At 38.2% G+C, this 20,238-nt stretch carries 18 protein-coding genes and 2 pseudogenes; 5 read left to right on the top strand and 15 right to left on the bottom strand.

All coding sequences use genetic code 11. The features are described from left to right. Positions 1–40: 40 nt before the first annotated feature. Positions 41–682 carry an HD domain-containing protein gene (locus ABDZ53_RS12140; protein ID WP_343756883.1) on the bottom strand — a complete coding sequence of 214 codons (642 nt, stop codon included), beginning with the start codon at positions 680–682 and terminating at the stop codon, positions 41–43. A gap of 208 nt (positions 683–890) precedes the next feature. On the opposite strand from ABDZ53_RS12140, the gene ABDZ53_RS12135 reads away from it, so the two are divergent. Continuing rightward, a complete protein-coding gene (locus tag ABDZ53_RS12135) occupies positions 891–2,303 on the top strand; it encodes a M20/M25/M40 family metallo-hydrolase (protein WP_343756881.1) in 1,413 nt (470 codons plus the stop codon). A gap of 144 nt (positions 2,304–2,447) precedes the next feature. Here ABDZ53_RS12135 and ABDZ53_RS12130 read toward each other — a convergent pair whose 3' ends face one another. From ABDZ53_RS12130 to ABDZ53_RS12120, 3 genes are all read right to left on the bottom strand, one after another. Further along, positions 2,448–3,170, bottom strand: a complete 723-nt coding sequence (locus ABDZ53_RS12130; protein WP_343756879.1) for a PepSY domain-containing protein — start codon at positions 3,168–3,170, stop codon at positions 2,448–2,450. A 137-nt stretch (positions 3,171–3,307) separates the two neighbouring features. Next, entirely contained in the window at positions 3,308–3,979 is a 672-nt protein-coding gene (locus tag ABDZ53_RS12125; protein ID WP_343756877.1) for a PepSY domain-containing protein, read from the bottom strand. A 103-nt stretch (positions 3,980–4,082) separates the two neighbouring features. Further along, on the bottom strand, positions 4,083–4,436 hold the full coding sequence (locus ABDZ53_RS12120) for a helix-turn-helix domain-containing protein (RefSeq protein ID WP_343756875.1): 354 nt from the start codon (positions 4,434–4,436) through the stop codon (positions 4,083–4,085). A gap of 122 nt (positions 4,437–4,558) precedes the next feature. On the opposite strand from ABDZ53_RS12120, the gene ABDZ53_RS12975 reads away from it, so the two are divergent. The 3 genes from ABDZ53_RS12975 to ABDZ53_RS12105 all read left to right on the top strand — a co-directional run bounded on the left by ABDZ53_RS12975 (position 4,559) and on the right by ABDZ53_RS12105 (position 6,818). After that, a complete protein-coding gene (locus ABDZ53_RS12975) occupies positions 4,559–4,726 on the top strand; it encodes a transposase (RefSeq protein WP_425541716.1) in 168 nt (55 codons plus the stop codon). 450 nt (positions 4,727–5,176) lie between these two features. Continuing rightward, positions 5,177–6,133: an alpha/beta hydrolase gene (locus ABDZ53_RS12110; RefSeq protein ID WP_343756873.1), complete on the top strand. Its 957-nt coding sequence runs from the start codon at positions 5,177–5,179 to the stop codon at positions 6,131–6,133. Between the two features lie 205 nt (positions 6,134–6,338). Then, positions 6,339–6,818, top strand: coding sequence for an immunoglobulin-like domain-containing protein (locus ABDZ53_RS12105; protein ID WP_343756871.1), 480 nt, complete (start codon positions 6,339–6,341; stop codon positions 6,816–6,818). An 82-nt stretch (positions 6,819–6,900) separates the two neighbouring features. Here ABDZ53_RS12105 and ABDZ53_RS12100 read toward each other — a convergent pair whose 3' ends face one another. Further along, positions 6,901–7,905 carry an ion channel gene (locus ABDZ53_RS12100; protein ID WP_343756870.1) on the bottom strand — a complete coding sequence of 335 codons (1,005 nt, stop codon included), beginning with the start codon at positions 7,903–7,905 and terminating at the stop codon, positions 6,901–6,903. A 611-nt stretch (positions 7,906–8,516) separates the two neighbouring features. Next, complete coding sequence (locus tag ABDZ53_RS12095; protein ID WP_343756941.1) at positions 8,517–9,245, bottom strand: SDR family NAD(P)-dependent oxidoreductase; 729 nt, start codon at positions 9,243–9,245, stop codon at positions 8,517–8,519. A 130-nt stretch (positions 9,246–9,375) separates the two neighbouring features. On the opposite strand from ABDZ53_RS12095, the gene ABDZ53_RS12090 reads away from it, so the two are divergent. Continuing rightward, positions 9,376–9,774 (top strand): (deoxy)nucleoside triphosphate pyrophosphohydrolase, encoded by a 399-nt coding sequence (locus ABDZ53_RS12090; protein ID WP_343756869.1) that lies wholly within the window; start codon positions 9,376–9,378, stop codon positions 9,772–9,774. Between the two features lie 49 nt (positions 9,775–9,823). On the opposite strand, the pseudogene ABDZ53_RS12085 reads toward ABDZ53_RS12090, so the two are convergent. The 9 genes and pseudogenes from ABDZ53_RS12085 to ABDZ53_RS12050 form a co-directional block, all read right to left on the bottom strand. Beyond that, positions 9,824–12,001: pseudogene (locus ABDZ53_RS12085) on the bottom strand (DUF3427 domain-containing protein); the annotation flags it as partial. A 261-nt stretch (positions 12,002–12,262) separates the two neighbouring features. Then, positions 12,263–12,658: pseudogene (locus ABDZ53_RS12970) on the bottom strand (phospholipase D-like domain-containing protein); the annotation flags it as partial. Positions 12,659–12,689: 31 nt separating this feature from the next. After that, positions 12,690–13,355 (bottom strand): DUF6320 domain-containing protein, encoded by a 666-nt coding sequence (locus tag ABDZ53_RS12080; protein WP_343756866.1) that lies wholly within the window; start codon positions 13,353–13,355, stop codon positions 12,690–12,692. Further along, positions 13,342–14,712 carry a condensation domain-containing protein gene (locus tag ABDZ53_RS12075; RefSeq protein WP_343756865.1) on the bottom strand — a complete coding sequence of 457 codons (1,371 nt, stop codon included), beginning with the start codon at positions 14,710–14,712 and terminating at the stop codon, positions 13,342–13,344. Before ABDZ53_RS12075 ends, ABDZ53_RS12080 begins: the two co-directional genes overlap by 14 nt. 49 nt (positions 14,713–14,761) lie before the next feature. Then, a complete protein-coding gene (locus ABDZ53_RS12070; protein ID WP_343756864.1) occupies positions 14,762–15,688 on the bottom strand; it encodes an alpha/beta hydrolase in 927 nt (308 codons plus the stop codon). 207 nt (positions 15,689–15,895) lie between these two features. Further along, a complete protein-coding gene (locus ABDZ53_RS12065) occupies positions 15,896–16,945 on the bottom strand; it encodes a MupG family TIM beta-alpha barrel fold protein (RefSeq protein WP_343756862.1) in 1,050 nt (349 codons plus the stop codon). Next, positions 16,938–18,362: a PTS transporter subunit EIIC gene (locus tag ABDZ53_RS12060; protein ID WP_343756860.1), complete on the bottom strand. Its 1,425-nt coding sequence runs from the start codon at positions 18,360–18,362 to the stop codon at positions 16,938–16,940. The genes ABDZ53_RS12065 and ABDZ53_RS12060 overlap by 8 nt, the downstream gene beginning before the upstream one ends. 17 nt (positions 18,363–18,379) lie before the next feature. Next, positions 18,380–19,270: an N-acetylmuramic acid 6-phosphate etherase gene (gene murQ / locus ABDZ53_RS12055; protein ID WP_343756859.1), complete on the bottom strand. Its 891-nt coding sequence runs from the start codon at positions 19,268–19,270 to the stop codon at positions 18,380–18,382. Between the two features lie 5 nt (positions 19,271–19,275). Beyond that, complete coding sequence (locus tag ABDZ53_RS12050; protein ID WP_343756858.1) at positions 19,276–20,115, bottom strand: MurR/RpiR family transcriptional regulator; 840 nt, start codon at positions 20,113–20,115, stop codon at positions 19,276–19,278. Between the last annotated feature and the right edge of the window lie 123 nt (positions 20,116–20,238).

The following is a 20,238-nucleotide window of genomic DNA, read 5'->3' as shown; positions in this document are numbered from 1 at the left end:
AGACAAGACTCCTTGTTTAAAGAGTCTTGTCTTTCACTTTCTATTCTCCCCATTCTTCAAAAAACTGAACGAGGAAATCTTCCATAAAAGCATGTCTGTCTTCAGCCAGCTGTTTGCCACTTTCCGTATTCATCAGATCTTTCAACTTGAGTAACTTCTCATAAAAATGATGGATAGCACTGGTTTTTCCTTCTCTGTATTCTTTTTCAGTCATCTGTTCTCGAACAGAAAGTTCGGGGTCAAACATAACGTGTCCTTTACTGCCGGCATAGGAAAAACAGCGTCCAATCCCTATGGCTCCTATCGCATCCAATCGATCGGCATCCTGTACAATTTGCCCTTCTAGAGAGAGGGAAGAACGGTTGCCTCCTCCTTTAAAAGAGATCGAGTGAATGATACTGATGATGCTTTCCATGTCCTTCGAATGCACACCAGCCCCTTCCAACCAGTATTCTACTTCTTCTGCTGCTATTGATGCGTCTTTAACTAGCTTGTCATCAATCAAATCATGCAATAGAGCGGCCATTTCAATAATAAACAGATTAGCTTTTTCTTGCTCTCCAATTGACTGAGCTGTTTTCCACACCCTTTTTATATGGTACCAATCATGCCCTGTTCCCTCATTTTTCAGTTTCTCTTTTACCATATCTGCTGTTTCTAAAATAATCGCTCTTTTATCCATTTCATAACCCCTCTGTCGCTTATTTCTGCTTCTTCTCTAGTTTAACTGATATGGCCATCCTTTTTAATAGAGAAACAGACCGAATAGGACTTTTTTTATTTCCTCCCAAGAAAATAGGACTGTACATCGCTAGTATTATGTGTATAATATGAGAAAATAAACATTTATTCTAATCATTTTATAATAAAAAAGGAGAGGTCACATACATATGATACAGAAACAGTTTCTTTCTATAGTCCAGTCCTTAGACTATCAAAAAGAATCCCACTTAAGTATTTTATTTTCTCTGCTTCGCCAACCCAGTATAAGCACTCAAAATAGAGGTGTCCGAGAATGCGCTTCCTTGCTATGTTCGATTATGGAAGACAGTGGGATAGATACAAAAATAATGGAAACGAAAGGTCATCCAGTGGTTTACGGAGAAGTGATTCATCCTGACAATACGCTAACAGTCTTATTTTATGGCCATTATGATGTTCAACCTCCAGAGCCTTTAGATTTATGGAAATCCGATCCCTTCGAACCAACTATTCGCGATAAGAAAATTTATGCGCGTGGCGTAGGTGACAATAAAGGCCAGCTGATTGCTCATGTTCTTGCTGTCGGGACGCTATTAAAAGAACTGGGTTCCTTACCCGTGAATGTCAAATTTTTATTTGAAGGAGAAGAAGAAATGGGAAGTGTCAATCTTGCTTCCTTTGTAGAAGAAAATAAAGAGCTGCTTCAAGCTGATTTGGCTTATACGGCAGATGGTCCGATGGAAGGAGAGGATCAGCCTTCGGTTACTTTAGGTAACAGAGGTATTTTATATTCCGAAATTCGAGGATACGGGGCTAATCGAGATAACCATTCAGGAAACAAAGGAAACATTGCACCGGACCCGGCACTTGCTAGTATCCATTTAATTCGCTCTATGATAAACGAAAAAGGAGAAGTGCTGATTAAAGATTTTTATTCTGATATTTGGCCCCCTACAGAAGAAGAATTAGCTCACCTAAGTACCCTCCCTTATCATCCAGATAAAACGGCTAAAGTTATCGGGATGCCTACCCTTAATATGAGTAAAGAGGAATATTATACCAACCTGTGTTTCAAACCGACCTTTACGATTGCGGGAATCGAAAGCGGGTATACGGGCGAAGGCACAAAGACGATTATACCCAGCCATGCGACAGTTAAATTAGACATACGCTTAGCACCCGGACAAGATCCAGAACTGATTTATAGCTTATTAAAAGAACACGTCGCGCATTTCCCTTCCGATTGTCAGTTTACTATCGAGAAACTAAGCGCCGTTAAACCATCTAAAACGTCTTTGCACCATCCTTTAGTACAAGAAGTGATTGAAGCTGTCCATATAGCTTATGATAAAAAGCCCGTTGTGCTTCCCGCTCTGGGTGGAACAGGACCTATGTATGTTTTTACTGATATACTAAATATTCCCTCTGTCACTGTTCCATACGCGAATGTGGACGAAGATAATCACGCACCGAACGAAAATATGGGGTTGAAAGAATTTTTTAACGGCATACGTGCCACATGCAGTACGATTCTTCGTTTAGGAGAACTGACTCACAGTCAGACTAGTCTAGAGAGAAACGAGTCTCAGACGTATAAATAAGCAGACAAATCACATAATAAATAGGAGAAGCGAACCCCTCACTCGGATTTAACGCTTCTCCTATTTTGTGTTGTTTATAGTATCACTAGTCCCTATGACAGTGGATGACGTGTTTGTCACACTCCTTTGTGTTTACCTATCCATTTAATCGGGCCATACCTCTCCAGAATGGGCATCGACTTCGTGGTCTCTCGCCCCTTCAATATCTATGTCATAAATGGTTCGACCATCCTCTACTTCCAGTTCCCATTCTTCAACATATCCGTCTCCTGCTGCTTCAAGTGCAAGAGACATGGCTTCTTGCGGGGAAATAATACCGTCTAAGTCTAAACTATCATCAGTCTCGCTGTCCAATTCCATTTCCTGCTGCAGTATTTCAGCTGTCTCTGCATCAATTTCCAGTTCGTACTCGTATTCGCCATCCCAGCCTTCGAATTCATAATAGTAGCGACTTCCATCGCTATCAAATTCTATTTCTTCAATATGAATCTCTTGACTGCCGAACGTTTCATAAAAGAGATCAATAGCATCAAATAAACTGACATCAAACTCACTATCTTCAATCCCTGGGGAGTCATTTTGAGTCTGTGTCCCCGCATCATTGCCATTAGCTGCATCCGTTCCTTCGCTATCTGTTGCGGTATCGTCTCCAGTTGTCATCTCCTCATCCGTATCGGTTGACTCATTCGTGTCTGTCGTCTCTTCCGTGTCACTCTCTCCTGCTGTCGAGTCATCCGCCTCATCCACTTGCTCCGTTCCTTCATCTACTGGAGTGGTATCCACCGTATCATTAGTGTCACAAGCTGCAAGCAAAAGTCCTGCAGATAAAGAAAGCATACTGAGCTTTATCCCTTTATGTGTTTTCATTGGCTTCTCCTCCTGTATCACCTACTTCAAGCATAACAGGCATGAGAGGGAGTTTTCATCTATCATGCTTGTTAGGTAAGAAAAAAACGAGCATCCCTAGATTATCTAAGGATGCTCGTTTTTCAGTTTATATTATATTACTGGACTAATTCACCTGTTAAAGCGTCAACCTTTTGATCGTCGCCATCTTCAACGTCAATATCAAAAACAGTGACTCCGTCCTCTACTTCTAAATCCCATTCTTGAACATATCCAGAACCAGATGCTTCTAATGCAGTAGTCATCGCTTCTTCAGGAGTAATAATACTATCTAATTCTAGTACATCTCCATCAGTGTCACTATCTTCATCTTGTTCTTGCTGTACGATATCTCCCGTCTCTGCATCGATATCTAACTCATATTCGCTTTGATTGTCCCAACCTTCAAACTCGTATAAGAATCGGCCATCATCACGGTTGAGTTGAATACTTTCAATGTTGATATCTTCACTTCCAAATGTGTCATAGAACGTGCTAATCGCATCGTCTAAAGTCACTTCAAATGTCATACTTTCCAGGCCTTGCCCTTGGGTATCGGTTGCTGTGTCATCTGTTGTTCCATCATCGGTAGTGGTGTCGTCTGTTGTTCCATCATCTGTAGTGGTATCGTCTGTTGTACCCTCATCCGTAGGTGTATCTTCCACTTGACCGGTTTCGTCTTCAGGTATTGTGTCTTGCAGGTCTTCGTTATTAGAGGTATCGCAAGCCGCAAGTAGTAATCCTGCTGATACTGAAAGCACTCCTAATTTTATAGCTTTGTTGTTCATCATAAACATCCTCTCCTATTGCTATCTTTAAAACACACAGATATCATATCAGGGATGAACGTTTTTTGCAGTTAATACGCTCAGATACTTACATATATGAGAGTATTTAATTAACCTGATGATTAGGAAGGACTTTTAGAATTCGTATAGCAATACTGTAACGCAGCATTTCTTCTGGACTTTGAAAATCAATGGCATACTGTTCTTTTAACTGATTTATTCGATAACGCACAGTCTTAGGGTGCACAAACAGGCTTTGGGCTGTTTTAGAATAATTCTGATTTTTATTAATAAAGGTAAAGAGTGTTTCTAGAAGCTCAGGTTTGTTTTCTTTCATTTCCCGCACACTAACCGGAATAAAGTGTTCCAAAGAGGCTAGCGTGTTTGTTTCTAAAAACAACTGATACAAACCTGTGTCTTGATAAGATAAAATACGCGGTGCTGTTTCAAGTAAGCGCATGATTTTTTGAGTATCAACAGCTTGTCGGTAGCCTTCTGGTAAATCATAAACCGTGACATCTAAACTTATGGCTACTTGAATAGCATACTTTTCATCTGGGAAAATCGACCTACCTGACGGGTTTGTTTCGCTTAGTAACGATTGAACGTAAGCATCAATCGAATCTACGTATCCTGACGAACCGAATGGATCTTTCAGCAGAGGCTATCGGAAAGATGTATCAATCAAGATGGCAGATCGAGTTGTTTTTCAAGCACATCAAACAACATTTGACCATTAAAACGTACTAGTCACAGTCTGAACAAGGCGTAGAGAATCAAGTGATTCTTGCGATGATTGTCTACTTATTGACGTTACTGATGAAACTAGAATTAAGGTTGATATCAACCCTCTTCACTATTTTGAGACAAATCAGAGCGTTACAGTATGAACCATTTGAGTGTTTCAAAGAATCGTTCGCACCTGGTTAAGTGAAAGAGAGTACAAAAAGACTAATCCACAACTGAATAACCCTAAAAATTTCTGGAAAAAGTCATCCTTTGCGCCAGCAATTGACTTTTTTGGAAATTTTAACGAAAACTAGTTGTGACGAAAGTAACAATCTATGGAAATCCTTTATTCTAAGTTTTATGCAACACTAGTGACGTGAATTAAGATGTATATTTTATTTCTTTCTTACTTTCTTCACTTTTTCCATCTACAATAGACGTAATGATAGTTCTGAGAAAGGATGAAATGAGTTGAAGAATAAGAAAGTTTTAGGAGCTCTTGGTGGTTTAAGCCTGGTTACAAGCGGGTTAGCCTTTGCGGCTCATTATTTTTACAAAACAGCTGTAGGCATTAGTAAGAAAGATTTTGTGAGTGAATACAGCATGTCTGAAATTTACCCTGATGATCCATGGACAGAAGAAAAAACATGGTATAAAGAAGTCGAGCATGAACGCGTAACGATTCATTCCACAGATGAGTTAGTGCTTTCTGGTCTTTTTATTCCAGCAAAAACGGAGTCAAGGAAAGTAGCGATAGTCGCTCATGGGTATAACGGAAGCAGTAAGGATATGGCCCCTTGGGCTAAGCTATTTTACGATTTAGGTTTTCATGTCTTAATCCCTGATGCCAGAGGACATGGCGACAGTGAGGGTGATTATATCGGATTTGGTTGGCATGAGCGTAAAGACTACCTCCTTTGGATTGATCAGTTAATTGAAAAATTCGGATCAGATACTGAAATTGTCTTGTACGGTTTAAGTATGGGTGGAGCTACTGTCATGAACGTGAGCGGTGAAGACCTTCCTTTTAACGTCAAAGCTATCGTCGAAGATTGTGGGTACAGCTCCGTCTCTAAAGAGTTAGCCCATCAGATGAAGCGTATGTATAAACTGCCTCAGTTTCCGTTTTTACCTCTGGCCAGTTTTGTGACGAAAGTCAAAGCGGGTTACTGGTTTGGAGAAGCCAATCCTAAAAAGCAAGTTCAAAAAAGTCAAACCCCTATTCTCTTTATCCATGGGGATGAAGATGACTTTGTTCCGACTCATATGGCCTATGAAGTCTTTCACGCCACTGATGCACCTAAAGAATTATATATCGTACCAGGTGCTGCGCATGCCTATGGCTATGTTACCGATAAAGAAGAGTACCGTTTCCGTATTAAACGATTTATTGATAAATATTTAGAGAGCTCAACTCTTTCTCTTTAATACACTCTTAAAGCGGATTGACCTTTCCTCAAATGATGAGACGTCAATTCGTTTTCTGCTTCTGGTTCTGTCTATTCACATGATTTAACGAGAGATAAAGATAATTTTTCTATCCTTCAAACTGATATTTATTGAATAGTGGATTTCTTTCCATTATATTTAGCTTATTAACCAGCTAGTTTTTAGCTAAAGGAGGCAGATTATAATGAAGAAAAGGACCTTTCTAGCCCTATTCATGTGTGTAGCTTTATTATTTATCACAGCATGCGGGACAAATGAAGAAGAGCCCGAGGATGTACCGGAAGACAGGGTTGATCAATCGGAGGATTCAGATGAAGACTCTTTGGAACCCAGTGTAGTAAATAATTTCAGTATGGAAACTGAAGAGAGCACCTATCCATCTGAAACAGACCAACTGTCCGTTTTTATAACCAATAATACAGACGAAGATGCCTATTATGGTGTGGAATTCAGAGTAGACAGACGAGTAGATGGAGAATGGGAAGAAGTGCCTTTTGAAGAGGAGATGTCCTTTATTCAAATAGCTATTGACTTGCCTGCAGGTGAACAGACGGAAGAAACCATTGATTTGACATTATTTGAAGACTATTTAGAACCAGGGGATTACCGGATTGTCAAACAAGTCAATGGACAAGAAGTCTATGCTCCTTTTTCAATAGAATAATGAATAAAATGAACGAGTGACGCTAGCTTCTATGAAAGCCTAAGCGTTACTCGTTCTGTTTTTTTAGTTTATTTATACTCTATTATGATTCAGGGTTGGGCCATTCATGATTATCGACTCGTGCAATAGATAATAATTTATTTCTTCTATCTGACAAATCTTCCATTTTTTTATAGTAGTCTGATTCAACTGTGAGCGGAAGTTCTGAATCTTTGATAAGAGATAAATTCATAACTGGCGGTACATCCTCTATTTTTTTAGCTTCATTTCCATATCCTTCAATTACAGTATCTAAATACGTTTGGATACTTGACTGTGTCGCTTCTATTAAGGCTGTATGCATGATAGGATCATCCTGCTTTACCCCGTAACGAAGGAGAGACAAAGCTTCGTCCAATACAATAATATTGACGGCTAATGTCTTTTCAACGGATTCACTGTGGTAATACTGAAGTAAAGGAAAAGCCTGATTTTGTTGAGTCAATTCAGTAATCTGAGTGTTAACGGTAGAGAGGATTAAATCAAATTGGTGAAAATCCTGGCCGTTCCAGACCTTGTTTATCAACTCAATACTGTTTCGACCTAAACCTGAAATACTTCTAGAAAACGATCTTTTTTGAACCACTGCATCAACTACCGAGATAACATACGACACACTTAGAGTTAAAACCATCATTCCCAATCCTGATGAAAAAGCAGTCACTAACTGGAAGAAACCAGACTGAGGTGTATAGTCACCAATACCTAAAGTAAAAATCGTAAAGCCAGAAAAATAAATACGTTCAATCCATGAAACAGGATCTCCGGTAGATGGGTTTACAATGGATTCAGGATTCGCTGCAAATATCAACGTAACTCCCAGCCATACGATTAAGAACCAACTTAATAAGATAGCGATTAAAATCAGAGGACCTGAAATATTCAATAAAAACTTATTGTTTAATTTTCTTAAAATCTTCCAAAGCAAACTCGTTAAATTATCTGAAAGGGGGCCAGCCCCTCCATCTATCCACAGCGTGGTCCAAATTAAATCAACTGTCACAAGAAGTGTTAAACCAAAGCCTAGAATATAATATATAATGGACATATGAGCATCCTCTCCTAACTATTTACTTTCATAGTAAATGACAGGGCTGAACGAATGCAAATAAAAGTGTAGAAAAACATCAGATAAATAAGAGCCAATCCATTTGATTGCTCTTTTGATATTAGGAGATTAACAGATGTCAGGAGAACACTTTAATAGCCTCATTCAAGAGTACCGTCGGCGTGCTCTCTTTATAAGTAGTTTTATTGTGATTGTGACTGCTGGTATAACCTTTACTTTTGTCATACCATGATTAAAAGGCTTTAATTGGATGTTTTTATTCGCATCCCTCTGTTTATATTTTTTCGTTGCGACCATTTTCGTAGAGCTTTTAAGAGATCACTTATTATTCGTATTTTTTCATAGCCTTATCTTAAGTTCCGTAGGTATGGGATGGCGCTTGTGGCTGGAATGGGGAGAGTACAGTTTGAGTGAACATATGCAGGCATCTGTCTTAATCGCTTATCCTATTATAATTGCGCTCATCATCACCTTAACGTACGTTGTTTTTCCTAAGCTTCATTCGATATGGAAGGCACTTTAGACCCTTTATACTTATTAAAAAAATCCTCTTAAGCTGACTTCCACTTAAGAGGATTTGCTTTTATTATTTAGTTGGCAGTTAGTCCTCCATCAATGATAAATTCTGAACCCGTTGAGTAACTGGCATCATCAGAAGCTAAAAAGACGACCATTTTTGTGACTTCTTCAGGTTGAGCCATTCTTCTCATAGGAATGGTCTGAGCGAATTGTTTGATTTGCTCTACTGCATCTCCTTCTGTCACCATTGGTGTTTCGATGACTCCAGGGTGAACAGAATTGACTCGAATTCCTCTATGGGCTAATTCGACAGAAGCTGCTTTAGTCATTCCTCTAACGGCGAATTTAGTGTCCGTATATCCGACTGCTCCTCCTACTAAGCCATTAATAGAAGATATATTAATAATCGATCCGCCTTCATTCATGAAAGGAGCGACAGACTTCATCCCTAAAAAGACAGAGAGTTGATTGATTTCAAAAATGCGTCGGTACTCTTCTTCAGACATGTCAAACATGGACTTAGCTACAGAAATACCAGCATTGTTCACTAAGATATCCACTGGTCCAAAGGTTTCTTTCGTTTTTTCTACAACCTGTTCCCAAGCGGAAGCTTCACGCACATCATGAACTAAAAAGAGAGTTTGATCACCCAACTCTTTCTGCAGGTCTTTTCCTTCCTCTTCTAAGATATCTGTGAACACGACTTTAGCTCCTTCTTCTACGAAGGCTCTCACGTGTGTCTCTCCCATACCGCTTGCTGCTCCTGTCACAATAGCTACTTTTCCTTCTAATCTTTTTATACGATTCCTCCTAAGTTGGCTTCCATGTTCATTTTATCACAAAGTTAGGTATTGTAAATCACTTTTGAACTTTTTTCCTTTAACATCTATAATTAAGATGACTAATACTCATAACCACATAAGGAGAATAATGGCAGTGAAAGATATTCAAGTAGTTGGAGCAATTATAATGGATCAGAACCGTGTTTTATGTGCACAAAGACCTAGAGGAAAATCATTAAAGTTATTATGGGAATTTCCTGGTGGAAAAATTGAAGATAGGGAAACACCAGAGGAAGCATTGATAAGGGAAATAAAGGAAGAACTGGGGTGCACTATAACTGTCCAATCCTTTTTTGATAAAACTTCTTATACCTATTCGTTTGGTAGAGTTCATTTATCTACTTACTTATGTAAATTAAAAGATGTGCAGCCCTCTCTTTTAGAACATCATAATTTAAAGTGGCTTCCGATTGAAAAGCTCCAGACATTGGAATGGGCTCCGGCAGATATACCGGCAGTAGATAAATTGCAGCACATAGATATTTAAATCATTAAAAAAGAGACGAAAGTGCCATGTACATGGCCATCGTCTCTTTTTATTCCACTTCAAATTCTTCAGCTAAATATTTTGGTATTTTTTCCTCTAATTGATAATGTATTTTTATAGGCTTTTCATTCTGATAATAGGTTGGCGTTCCTGTACCTATATAGATAAATTTAGATACCACTCTGTCAATTTCTCTGAATTTCCGAACAAACAGATGGATGACTGCTTCCCGTTCTTGTGGATGAGTCAAATCCTTTCCTCTATCACTATTCAAGCGGGTTGTATTTGATGACTCCCACTGAAACACTTGACGGTTAATAAATTTATCTTGGTACTGTAGACGACTTTCAATATCTTCATCCTTATGTAGATCATTAAATAAAAAATAATGATTGATTTCAGGATTTCTTAAAACACCCGATCCTCTAAAGGATGAATGTGTTTTTTCGTAATTCGATAATACAGCAATATCTATCATGGAATACTCTTCATATAACTTAAAATGAGGAACACCATAGTTCTTATGCCCGAATTCTTTTGTGTACCGCTGGATACCGTACTGAATCACATCCGTTAAAAATAGATGATACTCTTCATTTTCAAATATAGAACGAAAAAGCTTTGTAGCATACCATTTCCCATTTTCCTCTTTAATTAAACGAGGATACGTTTTTAATTCGCGCTTGTCGGCAAATTCCAGTAATAGCCTGTTAATAGCATGGATAATAATCTCATCTTCTGTTTCTTCAAGATACTTTAAACACTCTCTTTTTATATCTTCAAAAGTTACTTCATTGTTTTCCATTATAACTTTTATGATTACAAATTCATGGATCCTTTTTATAGGAAGCATGCCAGATAAATAATTTAATACACTCATCCAGTTTTCATCAGAGAGATGAGCTAATAGGCGTTCATTATTTTTCTCTACTTTTGATAAAAACTCTAAATAGTTTTTTGCTTTTACAAAAAAATGAGTAGGATCGGGAGCGGAATCAACATATAAGTAGTCTTCTAAATACCAGACGATTTGACCGTTGTTTGAAGATTTAAATTCAAAGTAATTATTTTTCAAATGTTCCAAACTATTGAAGTTTTCTTTATCTAGTTGTTCTAAAATGCGCTCTTTACTGATTTCATCTAGTTGGATATGGCTGCTTCCTGGGAGGTTTGTGAATCCTCTCTTCACTGCCGTTTTAAGACTATCCTTGTCATATACTTTTGAACCGTGTAGGGCTATTGCTAGTAAAAAGTTTGACTGATGATTCCCAATAAAGTCTAATACTGTTAAAAATTCTTTATTTTCAGCTTTTCTAAGTCCTCGTCCCAGTTGCTGAGTAAAAATAATGGGGGACTGTGTAGGACGCAGCATCAATACAATATTAACTGTTGGGATATCTATCCCTTCGTTAAAAATATCAACTGTAAAAATAAATTCTAATGGATCTGTCTTTTCTTCTAATCTTTTGATAGCCTGTTCTCGCGCTTCAACTGAATCTCTTCCGGAAAGAATAATGCTAGGTATCCCTCTTTTGTTAAACTCCCGCGCCATATATTCTGCATGCTCAATTGTTGCACAGAACCCTAGACCTCTTCTCTCAACTCCATCTTGAGCATAAAATTCCATCTTTTCTATTATAAAATCGACTCTTTGGTTGATCATCAACTTCTTGGCTATAGTTGTTATATCGTTCGGTCTCACATCAGATAAGTCAATAGAATCAATGTCTGTTATTCCAAAATAATGGAAAGGAACAAGCAAGTCATTTTTTAAAGCATCTCTTAAACGGATGTCAACTGCTACATTGTGATCAAACAGTTCATGTAAATTGACTCCATCCGTACGCTCAGGAGTCGCAGTCATGCCTAATAAAAATTGGGGTTTAAAGTATTCCATTACTTTTCGATATGTCGGACTGGCTGCTCTATGCGCTTCGTCTATAATAATATAATCAAATGAATCACTAGCAAAACTTGAATACTCTCTATTCATCATTTGTATGGTAGAAAATAAGTAGCGTGACTCCGTATCTTTTTTTGAACCAGAGTACAAACCCGCTTCTCCTTCTTGTAAATAAAGTACCTTCTCAAATGACTTCAGAGATTTTTTCAGTATATTTTCCTGATGAGCTAAAAACAATACCCGATTGGGTTTAGCTTTCTTTACATCGAAAGCTGAAAGATACGTCTTTCCAGTACCAGTTGCTGCTACAATAAGAGCTTTGGATTGGCCACGTTTTCTTAAAAACTCTAAATTAGAAACAGCTTGTTTTTGCATTTCATTAGCTATAATTCTGTCCGAATTATTATATTTAAAAATATAAGAACGGGAGACTTCTTGTACGTGCTCATGATTTTTTGCTTTAAATTTTTCATAAGCTTGTAAAAACTCCTCATTGTTTTCTTCGCTTCGATTCCAAACTTCATGAAAAGAATCCAGAACATTCGATATAAAGGATTCATCCTCTACAGATGGTGTTTCTTTCGTCACTATCTTTAAATTCCACTCGATATTACTTTTCAAAGCACTTTGCGTAATATTAGACGATCCCACGATAACTTTGTAGTAGGTATCGTATTCAAAAATATAGGCTTTAGGGTGAAAACCAGTAATTGCTGTGGTAACAAATACACGGCTCTCAATCGTTTTGAATTCAGTCAACTTTCTCAAAGCCTGAGGGTCAGTGAAATTTAAATACGTACCTGTCAGTATGTGTCCTTTTATATTATTCTCCTCTGATGTTTTTAAAGCATCCAGAAGCAACTGAAGACCAGAGTAATTGATAAAGGCCACATTAAAGAAAAATCGATTGCATTCTTTTAAGGATTGAGTTAACTCATTATATAAAGTACTCCTCGAAGTATTAGTAAGCAGTGAATACATTTAATTTCTCCAATCTAAAGTAAGTACACCATCACACGTGCATCCGCTTTTGAAGTTCTCTCTTTACTTTTTTTCCATGTTTCAACAGGACAATGAGAGTAATAATGACGCTAAACAAGACGGACAAAGCGCTAGGTAATGGATGACCAACCCAGTTCATCAGCAAGAAGAGCAAGGGGATAATACCTACTATGGCGGCTAGCTGAAGGTACAAGATATAATCATCTGCTTTTAAATCAACTAACTGAATAGATATAAACATAGCTAGTATAGCTGCTATACATAAAATGGGTATAGCAAATGTAACTGACCAACCTAGCCACCCATTGACATAATCAAAATATAGACTAAGGAGTGAAAATATGATTAAGACATAGACAATCCCTTTTACTACATTTCTTCTCTTGCGGATAAGGAGAACAGTCATCAACCAGGATATCATCAATCCAAATAAGACATACTCCAGACCGAAAAAGCGAAAACGCCATATAAAATGAGCAACAAAGTATAAGACAATAACAATGAAAGAAGCGAGAGTAAATCCCTTCATTACTTTTTTACGGTTAAATCGCAGTGAAACAGGTAAGAAAGATGACTCTTCTAATTCTTCTGTTCCTCTTTCTAATGAGGTCTGACATAAAGGGCAGACAGACCAATTACCCTTAATTTGAGCCTGACATGCCTTACAATACTGCATCATCATCCAACTCCTCTCGCGTCACTTTATTGGAATCAACAGACACATCTATCCCTTGTGATGTTAAGAGACGGACAAATTCACGCTGGCTGTCCGTTTTAATAAAGGGACTCGTAAAACTAATCGTGAGTTTCCCAGCATAGCTGATCATGCAAAATTGGGGGCGAATAACAGACGTGTAAAAATAAATATTTTCAATGTATTTTGCCAGTTCTTCCGGCAAGTTCGCTCTCCCCAAGTTGGACATCGCTACAGTTACTTTTCGATTATTGATTTTATTGACACTCTTTAATATGAAGTCTTTAATCGGTCTAAATATGACTCGGGTAAATGGATTAAATTCAAATTCAATAAAACGTCTTAACCGATTTTCCAATTCTTCTTTATCTAACTGTGCTTTAAATTGTGTATCAATGGTTTGACAGATATCTTCTAAGTCTGGCTCTTCATTCCTTTTAAATGTATAAGAAACCGTCGTCGTACTAAAGAAATTTCTGACCGATACAGAAGGATAAAACTGTCTTAAGTTAATCGGTATAGACGTTGTTATTGTTGTCTCTGCTTCCTTAGTCTTTTTAGCTCTGTATACAGCTAACATATATAAGGCCGACATATACATAGTTAAAGACACATTATAAGAGCGGGCCAGGTTTAGAACGGGCTTGACCGGCAAAGAGAGATTAATAACACGCGGACGATGATCGGGCGTTTTTTCTCCCTTGATTTGGTACACTTTCTTTTTCACCGGCTCATCAGTCGGTTCCGGTGTTTTTTCTTCATCTAATTCTTGCTGAATATAGATATCTTCTAAAGGTTTATTGGTTGTCGGCATGTTCACTTCTTTTTTCTTTTTCTTAAAATACCGTCTAAAGCTATCTTCTAAATCGGCTTTTTCTCGTTTGGTTCGATCATCACTTGAATCAAAAAATTCCGTGTACTTTAGGCGGACATACTCTGCCAATAAATCTTCAAAAAACCAAAAGGCGCCTGTTCCATCTGTCAGGGCATGAAAAGCTTCAAAATGAACACGGTTGTCAAAGTATAAAACACGAAACAGAAACTCTTTTCGATCGTAATGGTAAATTTGAGTACAAGGCGGTTCAAATTCTTTCTTTACTTCTGGAAGAGCCTCATAAGGTTCGAGGTAATACCAGAAGACACCCCTTCTTAATGTATGTTGAAATAAGGGGTACTCTTTGTAAGTTTTCAATAAGGCTTCTTGCAGCAGTTCTGGATCGACCGCCTCATTTAGTTCAGCTGTAAAACGAAAGACTTTCGTATCAATATCGTTTCGAGCCGCTAAAAAGATATTCGAGGCGTTATCTAACCTCGCCCATCTTCTGTTTTCAACCTCCATCACTGCTCCTCCTTCAGTAAACATTTTAAACTAAAATTCAATTGTTGCATTATTCTTCATCCAGGAATTCTTTCATTACATTAATCGCTTCGACTAAGGGCTCCGCAAAAGCCGGATAAGTGATAAAACCATGCACACTATTGAGGATTCGGTGAACACGTGTTTTATTTCCAGCTTTTTCTAAAGCTTCTCCGTAGGCTTCGCCTTCATCTCGTAAAGGGTCGTACTCTGCCGTAATGATTAAAGTGTCCGGCTGATGGCTTAAATCTTCAGCCATCAAAGGCGATATAAACCGTTCTTTACGAATACTCTCATCAGGTGCGTACATTTCCATATACTCTTGTATTTTTTTGATAGTCAATCCGTATTCATAGCCGTTATCGGTTATTGATTTAAATGGCGAGTTTTCTGTATGATCCCAATAAGTCACGGGATAAAGGAGAACTTGTTTGTCTGGAAGTACTCTATTTTCTTCTTTTAAACGCAAAGAAACAGCAGCGGCTAAATTAGCTCCAGCTGAATCACCCATTAAAATCCACTTTCTATTTTCTTCTCCTTCAATAGGAGTCAGCAGCACTTCAATTGCACGAAGACAGTCATTTAATCCATGCGGATACGGATTTTCTGGGGCTAATCGGTAATCAATAGAGTACACAATACGTCCTAATTTATCTGCTAAATTTATACAGGCCCGTGTGTACGTATCAATATTTCCAATGACCCATCCCCCACCGTGCAAGTAAATGATAGCTTCGTCATGTAATTTTTCTTTCGGATAAAAAATGCGAACAGGAATTTCATGTGTTTCTTCTTGATTTTCATCCAAGGCGTATATCTTCTCATCTAAAAAGCGAAATCCTCTTGAAGGCCCTTTAGCGAATAAATTTTGAGCTCTTCTCACCCATAGATAATCTTCTTGCATATCAATTCTGGGAGAAGAAGTTAACTTTAATAAAAATTTAAAAAGTGGATTCATTGTTTGCCCCATTCATATACTGATTTTATATCAGTTTATCACACTTTACACGGGTGCGTGAAAAATAAGTATAATTAAGAGAACTTCTTCATACAGAGACATAATAAAAGTTGGAGTGAGGAGGAAACCCGTTTCCCTTCACTCCAGTACTCGAAATACATTGGAATGAAGAGGAAACACATTTTCTAGCTAAAAAACCTTCAAGGATTACCCTTGAAGGTTTTCGTTTATTGGAACAAAACTAAATTGTTCGCCATTTTTTATATTCTCTAGCAAAAGCAGATACTCCTCAGGCATATGCCCGATCACATTGACTCTTGTATCGTCCGGGTAATCAGCTTTCATTACCTGAATCTCACCAGAATACCGTTTATAATGCAAATTATCTATCGTGACTGTTCCTCTGCGACGAAGAATCGCATCGGCAGGTTCTACTTTCTCACCTTCTTGAGCAAATTCCCGTGATTCTTGTACACGAATAAACCCTTTCGGTGAGTCGACGCGAACCGTTAACTTCTTATCATACAAATAGTGATATGCTTCCGCTAAAATAACCGGCAATTTAACGATGGGTTCTTCTAAATAAGCCAAAATCCATTTCAATTGCTGATGAGAAAGAGAAATATCCCCTACATAGGCCGCATCCACTTGATACCGGTGAATCAAATCGACGAACTGAGCATAAGGTGCCGCATAACGGTGACTCTCCAGAGTGGGCAAGCCATCAAAAATCGGCCCTCTCTTCATTTTATCTCCTGATATAAAGGCCAGTATCTTCCCTTTGACCGCTCGTATCTCTCGGTTTAACTCTTCGAATAACTCCGAATCCAGTCCTGTCTCTGGTCGCGGGTAAAAGTTATGCATATAATAAGCCTCCGGAACTCTATCCTCATCTCCAAGAATAGTCGAAGCATTGTATGTCACATCTACTTCTTTGAAAAGATCACCTAGACTTTTTTTATCAAAACCAAAGTCTAGACGAACATTGTCGATGTGGAGCCGCTTGACTAAGGAAGAGAGCGACTCTTCCCCAAAATGTTCAAGCGTATACGGCGAAACGTCTGCCATAATATAAAACTCATTCTTATGAAGCCACTGGCACATCTCTTCTACTTCGTTGACATACGTGTCTGTGACTTCTTCTGCAATATGAAGAGAGGTGAAGATAGGCACGTGCTGTCCTTTTAATTTTTCTAAAAAAGGAAGTTGCTGCTTGAATGCCGAGACATAAACAGCTAGTCCAAAGGGTTTAAACATTCGCTAGATCATCTTCTTTAATGACTAATCGAGTAATGATAAAGCCAGCAATATAAGAAATGATTAATCCAATAGCGTAATGAATCATACCTTCTTGCATTAACGGAAGAGCAACCCATCCTGAAGGACCCCAGGCATTTGCCATAACGCCCATCATCATAACGTACGCTCCACCAAATCCTGCTCCCAAACCAGCTGTGATAAATGGTTTACCTAAAGGAAGAGTAACCCCATAAATAAGCGGTTCCCCAATTCCTAAGATACCAGCTGGAAGAGCTCCGGAAATGATCCCTTTCATTCTTTCGTCTCCCACTTTTTTAGCAATCATATAAATGGCAATCGCTGCTCCTACTTGTCCAGCACCCGCCATAGCTAATACCGGGAATAATGAAACCCCACCAAAAGCCTCTAACTGAATCGCATAAATAGGAATGAGACCGTGGTGTAAACCAAGCAATACCATCGGCAAGAAGACAGCAGCTAAAATATAACCGGATAAGATGCTGACAATCGTATTATCTGAACCGATAATGTAGCTTAATCCTGTCACTAGCCAGTCTGATAAGAAACCTGACATAGGCATGATCACTAATGCCATAATCACTACAGTAATAAGTAAGGTAATAACAGGTGTAACCATAATATCCAGAACATCTGGCATACGCTTACGAACCGCTTTTTCAATTTTAGATAGAATCCATACACCGATAATGACCCCGATGATTCCACCTTTACCAGTAGTCAAAATAGAATCCAGTGGTTGCTCAGCATCATACCATCCAATTAAAGTAGAAAGTTCTACTAAAGGTGCAGCAATGGAAGCTGCCCCTATCATTCCACCGAGGGCTTCTGTTGCTCCAAAGACTTTCGCTGCGTTCACACCGGTGAAAATAGCAAAGTAACCTAAGAAACTGTTACCGATGAGTGCAAATAAAATACGTATGCCTTCCCAAACGTCTCCACTAATGGTTCCTTCACCAATCATGGTTCCAATCAAACTGCTAAATCCTTGGAAGATACCGGCTGCAATGATAGCCGGAATCATTGGGATAAAGATATTAGCAATGGTTTCTAATACTCTTTTCCCTTTTCCTTTATTCTGTCTATCTTTTACTTCTTGTTTATTCTCTTGCCAATTGCTTTTCTGATCTGAATCTTGAGGCACTTTATATTCAGACATCATTAAGTCAGCCAGTTTTTTCGCTTTACCTGGACCTACTACGATTTGAAGCGTCTCTGCATCCACTACGCCCATTACACCTTCAAGGTTTTTCAATGCTTCCTGATTGACTTGGCTGTCGTCTTTAATACGAATACGTAAACGTGTCATACAGTTGGTGGCTGAATTAATATTATTTGCTCCGCCAACGTTTTCAACTATTTCTTTAATTAATTGCTCGTTTGTCTTGTTCGCCATTGAACATTCTCCTTTTCTTACAAAGCTTTTCGAATATGACCTTCTGATTCTTCTAACTTTTTGACGGCTGTTTCTTTATCCACATCTAATAAAATCATAATAATAGCTACTTTAACTTTACCGTCACTTTCTTCCAGTTTTTGCTTGGCTGTTTCTCTATCGACATCTGTTGCCTTCATTACAATGTTTTCAGCTCGAGATATCAATTTTTTGTTGGTTGGCTGGACATCAACCATTAAATTTTTATATACTTTTCCGATACCGACCATAGATATGGTAGATAACATGTTTAATATCATTTTTTGAGTAGAACCCGCTTTCAAACGCGTGGACCCCGTCAACACTTCTGGACCTGGTGAGGCTTCAATCGCAATAGAAGCGACTTGTCCAATTTCACTGTTTTTATTACACGCCACCGCAATGGTCGGGACATTCCGTTCGTTAGCGTAAGTCAGCCCGCCAATAACATAAGGCGTTCGACCGCTAGCCGCTAAACCGACGACTACATCGTTTTCATTTAAGCCAAGATTAATTAAGTCTTCTTTCCCCTTCTCAAGACTATCTTCTGAGCCTTCTATCGCTTCTGTAAAGGCTCTTTTTCCCCCTGCAATCAACCCGATGACCTGTTCTTTCGGTGTGCCAAAAGTAGGTGGGCATTCAGCTGCATCGAGTACACCTAAACGGCCGCTTGTTCCAGCACCGGTATAAATTAACCTCCCTCCTTTTTTTAACTGACGAATGATAACCTGAACTGCTTCTTCAATTTCTGGAATCACCTCCTCAATGGCTTCAGCTACTTTTTTATCTTCCTTATTCATAACGACTAATGCTTCTTTTACACTCATCCTATCTAAATTCATAGTATTTGGATTTTGTTTTTCTGTTTCCATTTTGGCTAAATCGACCAAAACGATTACTCCTTTTTTATTTGTGTTTTCTCAAGTAGTTCCAGTGATTCATCATACATTTGATTGACGTAACCAGAATAGAGAATATCGATTAAGTTAAGCTGGGCAATACGAGAGGACATGGCCCCACTTCTAAAGCTAAATTCATTAGAAGCAACATAGAGGGAATAATCTGCCAGTCTTTCAATCGGAGAATCCGCCACTTTTGTAATGGAAATCACAGTCGCTCCATTCGCCTTTGCTGTCTGGGCACATGTAATCATCTCTTCCGTTTGACCGGAGTAAGAGATCACGAGTGCGACATCTCCTTTATCCATGTTTTTCGCATAGAGCAGCTGAGTATGCCAATCTTCACTCACATAAGACATTTTATTAATCCGTGTAAACTTCAACTGGGCATCTTTAGCCACAATTTGAGAGGCGCCCATTCCAAAAATAGTCAGTTTTTCAGAATTGTATATTTTTTCTACACACGTTTTCAAAACATCGTAATCTAATAGAGACTCTGTTTCTTCTAAAGAGATAATATTTTTATGTGTCACTTTGGATACAATCTCTTCAATGTCATCTGTTCGTTTTAAATCAGAACTCGTTACTTCTTTGTAATTGGTTCGTATAGCTTGTTCATAAATCAACTCTTTAATAAAATCTTTGAAACCACCGTATCCATTCTTTTTACACAGACGAATAATAGAAGAAGGAGATGTATAGGTTCTCTCCGCCAGCATATAAATAGTGAGCCGACTGGTTTCTTCTGGATTGTTTAAAATATAGTCAATAATTGCTTTTTCTGTCGGACTTGCATCTTTTTTGTATTCTTTTAATTTAATCGTTGCTATGGCCATAATCAAAACCCCTTCTTCAGCTTTATCATATCACTCTGGAACTCTGTGTCAATAAACCGCTTACTTTATGAAACATTGTACCACATTATGGAAATTATTAGCTTTTATTCACTGAATTAATGA

Source organism: Alkalibacterium iburiense (assembly GCF_039521845.1).
Classification (GTDB): Bacteria; Bacillota; Bacilli; order Lactobacillales; family Carnobacteriaceae_A; genus Alkalibacterium; species Alkalibacterium iburiense.
The sequence above is the reverse complement of the archived record's forward strand: the minus strand, read 5'-3'. Positions and strand labels throughout refer to the sequence as shown.